This is a genomic window from Rhodococcus sp. NCIMB 12038 (genome assembly GCF_002165735.1).
Taxonomy (GTDB): domain Bacteria; phylum Actinomycetota; class Actinomycetes; order Mycobacteriales; family Mycobacteriaceae; genus Rhodococcus_F.
The window spans coordinates 1-13014 of sequence record NZ_NHML01000037.1 but is presented as its reverse complement, the minus strand read 5'-3'; the positions used below and the strand labels follow the sequence as shown (position 1 = coordinate 13014).

At 68.0% G+C, this 13014-nt stretch carries 10 protein-coding genes, 1 tRNA gene and 1 other RNA gene; 7 read left to right on the top strand and 5 right to left on the bottom strand.

Translation table 11 applies throughout. The annotated features are described in order from the left end of the window. Positions 1 to 178 precede the first annotated feature (178 nt). A tRNA-Ser gene (locus CA951_RS36530) sits at positions 179 to 266 on the bottom strand. A gap of 59 nt (positions 267 to 325) precedes the next feature. Next, positions 326 to 826: a hypothetical protein gene (locus CA951_RS36525; RefSeq protein WP_087561521.1), complete on the bottom strand. Its 501-nt coding sequence runs from the start codon at positions 824 to 826 to the stop codon at positions 326 to 328. A 125-nt stretch (positions 827 to 951) separates the two neighbouring features. Here CA951_RS36525 and ffs point away from each other — a divergent pair. Then, positions 952 to 1046, top strand: an RNA gene (ffs, locus tag CA951_RS36520) — signal recognition particle sRNA small type. A gap of 43 nt (positions 1047 to 1089) precedes the next feature. Then, positions 1090 to 2388 carry an aminotransferase class I/II-fold pyridoxal phosphate-dependent enzyme gene (locus CA951_RS36515; protein ID WP_087561520.1) on the top strand — a complete coding sequence of 433 codons (1299 nt, stop codon included), beginning with the start codon at positions 1090 to 1092 and terminating at the stop codon, positions 2386 to 2388. Positions 2389 to 2439: 51 nt separating this feature from the next. On the opposite strand, the gene CA951_RS36510 is transcribed toward CA951_RS36515, so the two are convergent. Then, the gene (locus tag CA951_RS36510) at positions 2440 to 3273 is read right to left on the bottom strand and encodes a DUF1206 domain-containing protein (protein WP_087561519.1); all 834 of its coding nucleotides are present in this window, start codon (positions 3271 to 3273) and stop codon (positions 2440 to 2442) included. A 323-nt stretch (positions 3274 to 3596) separates the two neighbouring features. Here CA951_RS36510 and CA951_RS36505 point away from each other — a divergent pair, with 323 nt between their 5' ends. Continuing rightward, positions 3597 to 4190 carry an HhH-GPD-type base excision DNA repair protein gene (locus CA951_RS36505; protein ID WP_087561518.1) on the top strand — a complete coding sequence of 198 codons (594 nt, stop codon included), beginning with the start codon at positions 3597 to 3599 and terminating at the stop codon, positions 4188 to 4190. Positions 4191 to 4196: 6 nt separating this feature from the next. On the opposite strand, the gene CA951_RS36500 is transcribed toward CA951_RS36505, so the two are convergent. Continuing rightward, positions 4197 to 5543 carry an ammonium transporter gene (locus CA951_RS36500; protein ID WP_087561517.1) on the bottom strand — a complete coding sequence of 449 codons (1347 nt, stop codon included), beginning with the start codon at positions 5541 to 5543 and terminating at the stop codon, positions 4197 to 4199. 210 nt (positions 5544 to 5753) lie between these two features. Here CA951_RS36500 and CA951_RS36495 point away from each other — a divergent pair, with 210 nt between their 5' ends. The 4 genes from CA951_RS36495 to CA951_RS36480 all read left to right on the top strand — a co-directional run bounded on the left by CA951_RS36495 (position 5754) and on the right by CA951_RS36480 (position 12821). Then, on the top strand, positions 5754 to 8030 hold the full coding sequence (locus tag CA951_RS36495; protein WP_087561516.1) for a DNA polymerase III subunit gamma and tau: 2277 nt from the start codon (positions 5754 to 5756) through the stop codon (positions 8028 to 8030). Positions 8031 to 8243: 213 nt separating this feature from the next. Continuing rightward, positions 8244 to 9458 (top strand): acetyl-CoA C-acetyltransferase, encoded by a 1215-nt coding sequence (locus tag CA951_RS36490; RefSeq protein ID WP_012691313.1) that lies wholly within the window; start codon positions 8244 to 8246, stop codon positions 9456 to 9458. Between the two features lie 29 nt (positions 9459 to 9487). Beyond that, the gene (locus tag CA951_RS36485; RefSeq protein ID WP_087561515.1) at positions 9488 to 11629 is read left to right on the top strand and encodes a 3-hydroxyacyl-CoA dehydrogenase NAD-binding domain-containing protein; all 2142 of its coding nucleotides are present in this window, start codon (positions 9488 to 9490) and stop codon (positions 11627 to 11629) included. A gap of 154 nt (positions 11630 to 11783) precedes the next feature. Beyond that, a complete protein-coding gene (locus CA951_RS36480) occupies positions 11784 to 12821 on the top strand; it encodes a type IV toxin-antitoxin system AbiEi family antitoxin domain-containing protein (protein ID WP_087561514.1) in 1038 nt (345 codons plus the stop codon). A gap of 10 nt (positions 12822 to 12831) precedes the next feature. Here the strand turns inward: CA951_RS36480 and CA951_RS36475 are convergent. After that, on the bottom strand, positions 12832 to 13014 hold a 183-nt coding region (locus CA951_RS36475; RefSeq protein WP_143543156.1), incomplete at its 5' end, for an IS30 family transposase.

Sequence of the window (13014 nt, the reverse complement as noted above, 5' to 3'; positions counted from 1 at the left end):
CACAGCGAACGCTGCACCGGAGACGATAACAGGGAGATAACGGGTTGTGCCTGTCGTGGCCTGGGATTCTCGGTCCGGAAGGGTCCGCAGGCGGTGCTCCGAGGGCGGCGCCTGAGGTTTGCCCGGAGATGCAAGAAACCCCTGTGAACCACTTTTCAGCGGTTCACAGGGGTTCCTGTGGCGGAGGATAGGGGATTTGAACCCCTGAGGGCGTTAACCCAACCCGCGTTCCAGGCGAGCGCCATAGGCCACTAGGCGAATCCTCCGTGGAGGAGCATACCCAACGACGACGGCTCACCGTTAAACGACCAGGTGATCGCCGGTTCTACGCCCACTTCAGCTGACCGAGGGCGTGCTCGGCGAGCGGCACGGAACGGTCGCAGGAGGTGTCCGGGTTCGCGGTCGCGTCCAGGCCGAATTTCGTCTCGATCGACAGGGTGCCCGCGTCGGTGGTGACCTCGAGGATGCACTGGTATTTGCTCTCGGCGAGCGCCCGGCCCTCGAGTCCGCCGACGTCGATCGTGCGCAGCGGGTCGACCGGTTCCGGCGCGCTCGTGGTGGTGACGGTCACAGTGTTCAGCGCCTCGGGTTTGCCCCACGTGCACGCGCGACGCTCCGGACTGTCGGTTGCGGTGCCCTCGCCGGCGCCTGCGCCTGCGGTCAGGAGCGGTGCGAGCGTCGCGTCGTCCGCCAGGGAGCACGGCTCGGCCGCGTCCCAGCCGACCGCGTCGGACGTGGCCGCGTCTTCGCTGCTCCCGCCGCACGCCGACAGTGCTGCGACGGCGACGGCGAGGGCCGCCGCGTGTGCTGTCCTTCTGAGTTTCATCCCGATCCTTTGCCGACGGTGACCGAATGCGGGGGCGACCGTAGCACTGGCGGTGGTCTGACGTGCGGCGTCGGGCGCGGGCCGGGGTGGATCCCGGTAGCGGCTCGGGGCCGTCTACACTCTGTGGTGGATCCCGCGCGGCGCGCATCCTGTGAACTCCCCCAGGGCCGGAAGGCAGCAAGGGTCAACGGGCTCTGCCGGGTGCGCGGGGTCCCCTATCTTTCGCATACCCGACCCCCGATGTCGGTGAGAGGCCGCTCCTGATGACCAACCAGACCCAGATCGGGTTGATGAGCCATGAGGAACTACTTTCGGAGCATGAGCGCCAGACTGCGAGCTACGCGCAGCTGAAGACGGAGAAGCTCACGCTCGACCTCACCCGCGGCAAGCCCTCGCCCGAGCAGCTGGATCTGTCGGCGGCGCTGCTGACCCTGCCCGGTGACGGCGACTTCCGCGACGGCAACGGCACCGACACCCGCAACTACGGCGGGCTCACCGGTCTGCCGGAACTGCGCGCGATCTTCGGTGAACTGCTCGGCATCCCCGTCGAGAACCTGCTCGCCGGCAACAACGCCAGCCTCGAGATCATGCACGACAACGTCGTGTTCGCCCTGCTGCACGGCACCCCCGACTCCCCGCGCCCCTGGGCGCAGGAGGAGAAGGTCAAGTTCCTGTGCCCGGCCCCCGGCTACGACCGTCACTTCGGGATCACCGAGACCTACGGCATCGAGATGATCCCGGTGCCGATGCGCCACGACGGCCCCGACGTCGGCGTCATCGCCGAACTCGTCGCGAACGATCCGCAGATCAAGGGTCTGTGGGCCGTTCCCAACTACTCCAACCCCACGGGCGCGGTGTACTCGGAAGAGGTCACGCGGGCGCTGGCGTCGATGCCGGCCGCCGCCCCCGACTTCCGGCTGTTCTGGGACAACGCCTACGCGGTGCACCCGCTGGTCGGCGAGACGGCACCGTCGCTGGACATCCTGGGGATGGCCGCGGAGGCGGGTCACCCGAACCGGCCGCTCGTGTTCGCGTCGACGTCGAAGATCACGTTCGCCGGTGCGGGCGTCAGCTTCTTCGGTTCCTCGACCGCGAACCTGGCCTGGTACCAGAAGTTCCTCGGCAAGAAGAGCATCGGACCGGACAAGCTGAACCAGCTGCGTCACCTGCGGTTCTTCGGTGACGCCGACGGTGTCCGCGCCCACATGGAGAAGCACCGCGAGATCCTGGCGCCGAAGTTCGCGCTCGTCCTGAAGATCCTCGAGGACCGCCTCGGGGCGTCGAAGGTGGCGTCGTGGACGGAGCCGAAGGGCGGATACTTCATCAGCCTGGACGTCGTCGAGGGCACCGCGAAGCGCGTCATCGCCCTGGCGAAGGAGGCGGGGATCGCGCTCACCGCCGCCGGATCGGCGTTCCCGTACGGAATCGACCCGGAGGACAAGAACATCCGGCTCGCGCCGAGCTTCCCGTCGATGGACGATCTGGACAAGTCGATGAACGGTGTCGCCACGTGCGTGCTGCTCGCTGCCACCGAATCTCGCCTGGATCTGCCGAAGTCCTAGAAATACACGTCCGGCCGCTCACCTGTTTCAGGTGAGCGGCCGGACGTGTATCTACATCCTGGCGTAGCGCGCCATCACGAAGCTGTACAGGCCGTACGCGGCGATCCCCAACGCGGCGAGGACCAGTAGGAACTGCCCGAACGGCGCCGAGCCGAGGGTCTTCACCGCGCCGTCGATGCCCGTCGCCTTGGACGGGTCGGAGTTGAAGACCGCCACGATCACCAGCACACCCGCGCCGGCGATGACGAGGCCCTTGGCCACGTAGCCGACCACCCCGAGCGGTTCGACGAATTTCGACGGGGTGCCCTTCAGGTCGTCGAGGAAGTTCTTCGCCGCTCCCTTGTAGATGTGGTAGCCGCCGATCGCGATGGCGACGAGGCCCACGACCACGAGGAGGGTCTTGCCTGCCCCGGACTCCATGAGGCGCGCACTCATTCCGGCGTTCTGCTGTCCGCTCGATTTCCCGCCGCCGCTCGCGAACTGGTACGACGAGAAGGCGAACGCGAAGTAGACGACGGCCAGGCCGAAGGCCTTCGCGCGGTCGAGCAGCGACGTGTCGTCGCTGTCGCCGGACTTCTCGGTGGCGTGGGGGCCGAGAACCGTTTCGGCGAGTCGCCACAGCGCCATGGCGATGAACGCGACCGTCGCCACCCACAACGCGAACCGGCCGCCGGGTTTGGAGGCCAGCGTGCCCAGCGCCCCGGACTGGTCGGCGTTGCCACCGCTACCGAAGGCGAGCTGAACGATGATGTACGCGATCAGCAGGTGCACGAAGCCGCTCATCACGTGGCCCGCCCGCGCCACCCGTTCGAAAGTGGTGCTGTCGGTTGCCTTGTCCACGGCCCGGCTCATCCCACCGGCTTTGTTCGTTTCGTGCTGGGCCATCGGGTGTCCTTACGGCTCGTGCGCTTGGACCGGAGTCCCTTGACCGTAGGGGTACCCGGTATCCACCGCGCCGACACGGGCCGAGCGCTGTCGCGCAGCGTTCGTGAAGATCCGGGCCGCTGGCCGGCACCGGCCACGACGTGCGCTACCGCGAGTTCTGCGGGGGCCACGACGCGCTGCACTGGCGCGACGGACTGATCGCCGGCGTGGCGTCGATGCTGGGTTACGCACCGGTAATGCAGTGATGTGGATAACTCTGTGAATAATCCGCGCGTCGCGGTGAAGGGCGCACCCGCCCCATCGTGGGATGGCAGGATCGAACCATGGCACGCACGCTGAACCTGGTAGGGGATCCGGACGCCGACGCACTCCTGGCGAGTGATCCGCTGGCGTTGCTCATCGGGATGCTGCTCGATCAGCAGGTACCGATGGAGACGGCATTCGCGGGCCCCAAGAAACTCGACGACCGGATCGGCGGTCTCGAGGTGCACCGCATCGCGGAGATGGATCCGGAGGAGTTCGCGGCCGTCTGCTCACAGACCCCCGCGGTCCACCGCTTTCCCGGATCGATGGCCACCCGTATCCAGTCGTTGTGCGCGTTCCTCGTCGAGAACTACGACGGCAGCGTCGAGGCACTGTGGACGAGCGGCGACCCCGACGGCAAAGAAGTGTTGAAGCGGTTGAAGGCGCTGCCGGGATACGGCGACCAGAAGGCCCGAATCTTCCTGGCGTTGCTCGGCAAGCAGATCGGGGTGGAGCCGAAGGGCTGGCGCGAAGCGGCAGGCGACTACGGAACCGAGGGGTCCAGGCGTTCGATCGCGGACGTCGTGGACGACAAGAGTCTCCACGAGGTCCGCGAGTTCAAGAAGGCCGCGAAGGCCGACGCGAAGAAGGCGGCGGCAGCGAAGAAGAAGTAGCCGCCGCTACTCCGTATCGTCCGGCTCCTGTTTCCGTTCCGCGTCGAGTTGCCGCCTGCGTTCGGCCTCGTGCATCCACGGGAAGACGCTGTTGCCCTGGCCGCCGCCGATCGGTCCGTGCCCGAGCACACCGTGTTCGTACGCCGACTCGGCGTGCAACGCGAGGTCGATGCCGGAGGACTCGTCCTCGGCGCTCACCCGGAACCCGAAGATCCGGTCGATCAGCTTGCCCAGCCCGAACGTCACGCCGAACGCGTACAGGGCGACGACGACCACGGCCAGCACCTGCTTGCCGAGTTGGCCGAACCCGCCCCCGTACAGGAGGCCTTCGGCTCCGCCCGTCATCACCTCGGTGGCGAGCAGGCCGATCAGGATCGTGCCGACGATGCCGCCCATGAGGTGGACTCCCACCACGTCGAGCGAGTCGTCGTATCCGAGGCGGAACTTCCAGCCGACGGCGAACGAGCAGACCACACCGGCGACCGCACCGACGATCACGGCGCCGACCATGCTCACGGTGCCGCAGGACGGGGTGATCGCGACCAGGCCGGCGACGACGCCGGACGCCGCACCGAACGTCGTGGGGTGGCCGTCGCGCTTCTGCTCCACGAGGAGCCAGCCGAGCAGGCCGGTGCACCCGGCAACCAGGGTGTTCAGGAAGATCGCGGCGGCGGTGCCGTCGGCGGCGAGCGCGGAACCCGCGTTGAAACCGAACCAGCCGAACCAGAGCAGGCCGACACCGAGCAGCACCAGCGGAAGGTTGTGGGGGCGCATCGACTCGGACTTGAATCCGAGTCGCGGGCCCAGGACCAGGGCCAACGCCAGGCCCGACGCGCCGGACACGATCTCCACGACCAGCCCGCCCGCGTAGTCGAGGGCGCCGAACTGCGCGATCCAGCCCTGCGGGTTCCACACCCAGTGCGCGACCGGTGCGTAGACGACGAGGGCCCACACGGGCACGAAGATCATCCAGGCCGAGAACTTGGCCCGGTCGGCGATCGCACCGCTGATCAGCGCGGCGGTGATGATCGCGAACGTCAGCTGGAACGTGGCGAACAGGATCTCGGGGACCTGCCCGTGGACGGTGGTCGGGTCGATGCCCGCCATCCCCACGTGCTCGAGCCCGCCGATCAGTCCGCCGCCGATGTCGTCGCCGAAGATGAGGGAGTACCCGGCCACCAGCCAGGCGACCGTGACGAGCGCGATCGACACGAAGCTCATCATGATCATGTTCAGTACGCCGGTGGAGCGGACCATCCCGCCGTAGAACAGGGCGAGCCCCGGGGTCATCAGCAGGACCAGCGCGGTACTGATCAGAAGCCAGGCGGTTGCTCCGGCGTCGATTGCAGGCACGACATTCTCCTCACACACCCGGACGAAACCCGGTGCGGAAATTCACGATGGCCGCGGGCCGTTTCAACTGTGATGCCGATGCGTTGCGAACGTGTTACGCAATGCGGTCAGGTCCGGATTCCTACCTGTGAGTAGCGCCCCGAGCGGGTGCCGAGCAGGCGCTTCGACCACCCGGACCGGACTGTCGGGGCCCGCCGGTAGTCTTTCCGCGTGGCCCTGTACCGGAAGTACCGACCCGCATCCTTCGCCGAGGTGGTGGGGCAGGAGCACGTCACCGAACCACTGAGCACCGCTCTCGACGCCGGACGGATCAACCACGCGTATCTGTTCTCCGGTCCCCGCGGCTGTGGCAAGACGTCGTCTGCCCGCATCCTGGCCCGATCGCTGAACTGCGTGGAGGGGCCGACCTCGACGCCGTGCGGCCAGTGCCCCTCGTGCGTGGCGCTCGGCCCCGGCGGGTCGGGCAACCTCGACGTCACCGAACTCGACGCGGCCAGCCACGGTGGCGTCGACGACACCCGTGAGCTGCGCGACCGCGCGTTCTACGCGCCCGCCGAGTCCCGGTACCGGGTGTTCATCGTGGACGAGGCCCACATGGTCACCACGGCGGGTTTCAACGCGCTCCTCAAGATCGTCGAGGAGCCGCCGGAGCACCTCATCTTCATCTTCGCGACCACCGAACCCGAGAAGGTGCTGCCGACCATCCGTTCGCGCACCCATCACTACCCGTTCCGGCTGCTCGCGCCCACGACGATGCGCGGGCTGCTGGAGAAGATCTGCCAGCAGGAGAGTGTTCCGGTCGCCGACCCGGTGTATCCGCTGGTCATCCGCGCCGGCGGCGGGTCCCCGCGTGACTCGCTGAGCATCCTCGACCAGCTCCTCGCCGGCGCAGGCGAGGAGGGCGTCACCTACCCGCGCGCGCTCGCCCTGCTCGGCGTCACCGACGTCGCGCTGATCGACGACGCCGTGGACGCGCTGGCCACCGGCGACGGCGCCGCGCTGTTCGGGACGGTCGACCGCGTCATGGACGCCGGGCACGATCCGCGCCGGTTCGCCGTCGACCTGCTCGAGCGCCTGCGCGACCTGATCCTGATGCAGGCGGTCCCCGACGCCGCCGAACGCGGCCTCGTCGACGCTCCCGGTGACGTGCTCGAGAACATGCGCGCCCAGGTCCAGCGGATCGGCCCCGCCACGCTCACCCGGTACGCCGAGGTGATCCACGCCGGTCTCGGCGAGATGCGCGGCGCCACCGCCCCCCGCCTGCTGCTCGAAGTGATGTGCGCCCGGATGCTGCTGCCGTCGGCGTCCGATGCGGAGTCGGCCGTGCTGCAGCGGCTCGAACGTGTCGAGCGCGGACTTCCGCCCGCAGGCTCCGCGACGGTCACCGCCGCAGCCGAGCGGCCCGCCGCGGCATCGGAGCGCGCGCCGCAACCGCACGCCGAGCCGGAACCGGAGCCGAAGTTCCAGCGACCGTCGATGCGCCAGGCCGCGGCGGCCACCGTGCCCCCGCCGCCCGAGCCGGAACCCGAACCGATGCCGCGGCCCGTTCCGGAGCCCGAGCCCGCTCCCGTTCCAGAACCGGAGCCGACGCCGCAGCCCGAACCGACGCCCGTTCCGGAGCCGACGCCGGCACCCGAGCCGACGCCGCAGCCCGTGCCCGAGCCCGAGCCCGAACCTGCGCCCGTTCCGGTCCCGGAACCCGAGCCGACTCCTGCGCCTGCACCCGCGCCTGAGCCGGCGCCCGCTCCCACTCCCGCGCCGGAGCCGACTCCCGCGCCGGAGCCGCCGCTCGTACCCGAGGTGGAGGCGGCACCCGCAGCTTCGGCGGGTCCGGATGCTGCGACCCTGCGCGAGGCCTGGAATTCGCTGCGCGAGAAGGTGAGTCAGCGGAACAAAATTCTGCCCGCCATGTTGTCGGCCGCCACGGTGCACGACGTGCAGGGCAACCGCCTGATCCTGGCGCACCCGGTCCCCAACCTGGGTGCCCGGATCGCGTCGCCGCACAACGCCCAGGTGATCACCGAGGTGCTGTCCGAGATGTTCGGCGGCGCCTGGGAAGTGGAGTACCAGGCCGGTGCCCCGACGGCGCCGCCCCCACCGGTCGCGAAGGCCTCTACGGCGCCGACGAAGCCGGCGGGCGCACCCCGGTTCTCCCGGCCCAGCCAGGAGAGGAGTGCGCAGCGGCCGCCGCAGCAGCAGTCCGACGGCCGGCGCACCGACGCGGGTCCCGGTGCGGCGCAGGCACGCCCGTCGTCCGAACCGGACGACGACATCCCGCCGCCGGAGGCACCCGACTACCCGGACGATCCCGGGCCTATCGACTACGAGGCTTCGGCGTCGACGCCGCCCGTCTCCACACCCGAGGACGAAGAAGAGATGTTCAAGGAGGCGGCGGAACCCGCCGATCCCGCGACTCGCCGCGACCCGGAGGACGTGGCGTTCGAACTGCTCAAGGACATGCTCGGGGCCAAGAAGCTCGAGGGCTGAACCGGACGGCCCCGTCCCGCCACACCGGCTGCGCATCCTGCAGTTCGAGCACGAGGCCGGCCGGTTGTGATCGCCTGGGTCACGATCCAGGATCGCTTCGGTCCTTCCTACTGTTTTGCAACACGTTCTAAGGTAAATCTGCCGGGGTATGCCCCGTGCAGAGCGCCGTGTGCACGGTCGGCGTCGACGCAGATAAGGAAGGAACACTCCACAGTGACCACAGAGGCATTCATTTATGAAGCCATCCGGACCCCGCGCGGCCGCGGAAAGAAGACCGGTTCGCTGCACTCGGTCAAGCCGATCTCGCTGGTCACCGGCCTGATCGACGAGCTCCGCGCCCGCTTCCCCGACCTGGACGAGGATCGCATCTCGGACCTGGTCCTCGGCGTCGTCACCCCCGTCGGCGACCAGGGCATGGACATTGCCCGCGTCGCCGTCAACGACGCCGGACTGCCCGACACCGTCGGCGGCGTCCAGCTGAACCGGTTCTGCGCGTCCGGCCTCGAGGCCGTCAACACCGCCGCGCAGAAGGTGCGGTCCGGCTGGGACGAACTGGTCATCGCCGGTGGCGTCGAATCGATGTCCCGCGTGCCGATGGGCTCCGACGGCGGACCGTGGGCACTCGACCCGGCCACCAACTACGACAACTACTTCGTCCCCCAGGGTGTGGGTGCCGACCTGATCGCCACCATCGAGGGCTTCTCCCGCGAGGACGTCGACGCGTACGCCGTCCGCTCGCAGGACCTAGCCGCGAAGGCGTGGACCGGCGGCTACTTCGCCAAGTCCGTCGTCCCGGTCAAGGACATCAACGGCCTCGTCGTCCTCGACCAGGACGAGCACATGCGTCCCGGCACCACCCTCGAAAACCTTGCGGGCCTCAACCCGTCCTTCGCCGGTGTCGGCGAGATGGGCGGCTTCGACGCGGTGTCGCTGCAGAAGTACCACTGGGTCGAGAAGATCAACCACGTCCACCACGGCGGCAACAGCTCCGGCATCGTCGACGGCGCCGCACTGGTCCTCGTCGGGTCCGAGCAGGCCGGCAAGGACATGAGCCTGACCCCGCGCGCCCGCGTCGTCGCGACGGCCACCAGCGGTGCCGACTCCACGATCATGCTCACCGGCCCGACCCCGGCCTCGAAGAAGGTGCTCGCCGCCGCCGGTCTGACCGTCGACGACATCGACCTGTTCGAGATCAACGAGGCGTTCGCGTCCGTCGTGCTCAAGTTCCAGAAGGACCTGAACATCCCCGACGAGAAGCTCAACGTCAACGGCGGTGCCATCGCCATGGGCCACCCGCTCGGAGCCACCGGCGCCATGATCACCGGCACCATGATCGACGAGCTCGAGCGCCGGAATGCCCGGTACGCCCTCATCACCCTGTGCATCGGCGGCGGTATGGGCGTCGCCACCATCATCGAGCGCGTCTGACCGCCCGGACCATCAGGAGACTTGAAGCAGTGAGCGAGCAGAACATCATCAACTGGGAGCAGGACGCCGACGGCATCGTCGTGCTCACCATCGACGATCCCAACCAGGGCGCGAACACCATGAACGACGCCTACATCTCCTCGATGAAGGCGACCGTCGACCGCCTCGTCGACGAGAAGGACTCCATCACCGGTGTCGTGATCACGTCCGGAAAGAAGACGTTCTTCGCCGGCGGCGACCTGAAGAACATGATCAAGGTCGGCCCGGAGAACGCCGACGAGATCTACAGCCACAGCGTCGCGATCAAGTCGGACCTGCGCCGCCTCGAAACCCTCGGCAAGCCCGTCGTCGCCGCCATCAACGGCGCCGCACTCGGTGGCGGACTCGAGATCGCCCTGGCCACGCATCACCGCGTCGCCGCCGACGTGAAGGGCGTCAAGATCGGCCTGCCCGAGGTCACCCTCGGTCTGCTGCCCGGCGGCGGTGGCGTCGTGCGCACCGTCCGCATGCTCGGTCTGCAGAACGCCCTCATGCAGGTGCTGCTCCAGGGCCAGCAGCGCGGACCGGTGCAGGCGAAGGAGGTCGGACTCGTCGACGAGGTCGTCGCCTCCGTCGACGAGCTGGTGCCCGCCGCGAAGGCGTGGATCAAGGCCAACCCCGAGGGCGGCGTCCAGCCGTGGGACAAGAAGGGCTACCGGATCCCCGGCGGCACCCCGTCCACCCCGGCGTTCGCCGCGAACCTGCCCGCGTTCCCCGCGAACCTGCGCAAGCAGCTCAAGGGTGCACCCATGCCGGCACCGCGCGCCATCATGGCCGCCGCCGTCGAGGGATCGCAGGTCGACATCGACAACGCGCTCCTCATCGAGGCCCGCTACTTCACGTCGCTGGTCACTGGACAGGTCGCGAAGAACATGATCCAGGCGTTCTTCTTCGACCTGCAGGCCATCAACTCCGGCGCGTCCCGCCCCGAGGGCATCGAGAAGACCCCGATCACCAAGGTCGGTGTGCTCGGCGCCGGCATGATGGGCGCCGGAATCGCCTACGTCTCCGCGAAAGCCGGCTTCGACGTCGTCCTCAAGGACGTCACCATCGAGGCCGCGAACAAGGGCAAGGCGTACTCCGAGGGCATCGAGGCCAAGGCGCTGTCGCGGGGCAAGACCACCGAGGAGAAGTCGAAGGCGCTCCTCGACCGCATCACGCCGACCGCCGACCCCGCCGACTTCGCCGGTGTCGACTTCGTCATCGAGGCCGTGTTCGAGTCGCAGGACCTCAAGCACAAGGTGTTCCAGGAGATCGAGGACATCGTCGACCCGAAGGCGCTGCTCGGCTCGAACACGTCGACGCTGCCGATCACCGGCCTCGCGACCGGTGTGAAGCGCCAAGAGGACTTCATCGGAATTCACTTCTTCTCGCCCGTCGACAAGATGCCGCTCGTCGAGATCATCCGCGGTGAGAAGACATCCGACGAGGCCCTCGCCCGCGTCTTCGACTACGTGCAGGCCATCCGCAAGACGCCGATCGTCGTCAACGACTCCCGCGGCTTCTTCACCTCCCGCGTCATCGGCACGTTCATCAACGAGGCCATCGCCATGCTCGCGGAGGGCATCGAGCCCGCCACCATCGAACAGGCAGGCATGCAGGCCGGCTACCCGGCGGCACCGCTGCAGCTGTCCGACGAGCTGAACCTGACGCTGATGCAGAAAATCCGCAAGGAAACCGCGGAAGCCGCGAAGGCCGAAGGCAAGGAACTGCCCGCCGACCCGGCAGGCGACGTCATCAACACGATGGTCGACAAGTTCGACCGCAAGGGCAAACTCGGCGGCGCAGGCTTCTACGACTACGCCGACGGCAAGCGCACCGGCCTGTGGCCCGGGCTGCGGGAGAACTTCGGTTCCAAGGAACTCGAAGTCCCGTTCCAGGACCTCATCGAGCGCATGCTGTTCATCGAGGCCATCGAAACGCAGAAATGCTTCGACGAGAGCGTGCTCCTCACCACCGCCGACGCCAACATCGGCTCCATCATGGGCATCGGCTTCCCCGCCTGGACCGGCGGTGTGTCGCAGTACATCCAGGGCTACGAAGGCGGCCAGGCCGGCTTCGTCAAGCGCGCCGAAGAACTCGCCGCCAAGTACGGCGAGCGCTTCACCCCGCCGGCGTCGCTGAAGGCGTAGGCGGCTCCGCCGCCCGTGCGCCTTTTTGGTAGCTGCAACAACCAAAAAGGCGCACGGGGAGGGTTATCCACAACTTCGCGGTTATCCACAGGCAGAGTGGATAACCGCGTTTTTGTCGGCATCGGAGTCGGACGCGCATCGCACGATGCGCCGTATGACCGACATCGATCACCACGACTTTCAACGCCTCGTCGACACTCAATTCGGGCTCGTCACGCAATCCCAACTCGAGCCCTTCGGCTTCACGCGGGGCCGGGTGCGGCATCTGCTGGACTCGGGTCAGTGGCGCCGGGTGCTCCAGGGCGTCTATGCCGTCACCAACGGCCCGTTGACCCGGGAAATGATCCTTTCGGCCGCCCTTCTCTACGGTGGCGGCCACTCGATGCTCAGCCACATCACCGCCGCGGAGGAATGGGGGATGGTTCGCGTCCGCGACGGCGAACCGATACACATCACGGTGCCCTACGGGAAGTCTTCGCGGTGCCAGAGCGCGACGGGCATGCGTCCGTCGCGTAAGCCGGGCAATCCGATCGCGCTGTCGTCGTCACTGCATCCCGGTGTCGTCGTGCATCGGTCGAGGGCGCACGAATACATTGCCGTAGACACTGACCAGCCTCGCACGTCGAGGGCGGACACCGCGTTGGATGTGGCGATCGCCGAACCGACGGCGCGGGACGCCTTCACCCGTCTCATCGCCCTCGTGACCAATGCCCGGATCCCTCTGCGCGACATTCGACGACGCATGGAGGAGCGGCGGCCGCGCCGATACCGCAAGACGCTCACGGACGCGGCACGACTACTCGCAGACGGGGTGCAGTCCGTGCTCGAATACCGCTACGCCACCGACGTCGAGGACGCGCACGGGCTTCCGCGGGCGCGGCGCCAGTCACCCGTGGTCGTGGATGGCCGCACCCTCTTCGAGGACTGCGACTACTCCGGCCACGGCGTGCCGCTCATCGTGCGGCTCGACGGTCGCCGCGCGCACGCCATGGCGGAGGTGGCGTTCCGGGACCGTCGACGCGACAACGCGGCGGAACTGCAGGGGCGGCCGCGACTCGTCTACGGGTTCGACGAGGTGACGAAGAATCCGTGCGTCGTAGCCCGTGAAGTGGAGACCGTGCTCGTGCGGGAGGGGTGGAGCAGGCCCGGCGAAATTCCCTGCCGGGCCTGTGCGCCTTTCTGGTTGCCGTAGCTAGGCGAATTCATGCGGTCGTTGCACCATCGAATAATTCGTTGAGCTTCTCGGCTGGAGTATGCCAGTCCTGGGTTTTGCGGGGACGGTCGTTGAGTTCGTCGGCGACGAACCGTAGGTGCTCGGCGGAATGCACGGACAGGTCGGTGCCCTTGGGGAAGTACTGGCGCAGCAGCCCGTTGGTGTTCTCGTT

Excerpts from the sequence above, each read along its gene's own strand:
- CA951_RS36525 (WP_087561521.1), bottom strand. The coding sequence starts at position 826 with ATGAAACTCAGAAGGACAGCACACGCGGCGGCCCTCGCCGTCGCCGTC.
- CA951_RS36515 (WP_087561520.1), top strand. The coding sequence starts at position 1,090 with ATGACCAACCAGACCCAGATCGGGTTGATGAGCCATGAGGAACTACTT.
- CA951_RS36510 (WP_087561519.1), bottom strand. The coding sequence starts at position 3,273 with ATGGCCCAGCACGAAACGAACAAAGCCGGTGGGATGAGCCGGGCCGTG.
- CA951_RS36505 (WP_087561518.1), top strand. The coding sequence starts at position 3,597 with ATGGCACGCACGCTGAACCTGGTAGGGGATCCGGACGCCGACGCACTC.
- CA951_RS36480 (WP_087561514.1), top strand. The coding sequence starts at position 11,784 with ATGACCGACATCGATCACCACGACTTTCAACGCCTCGTCGACACTCAA.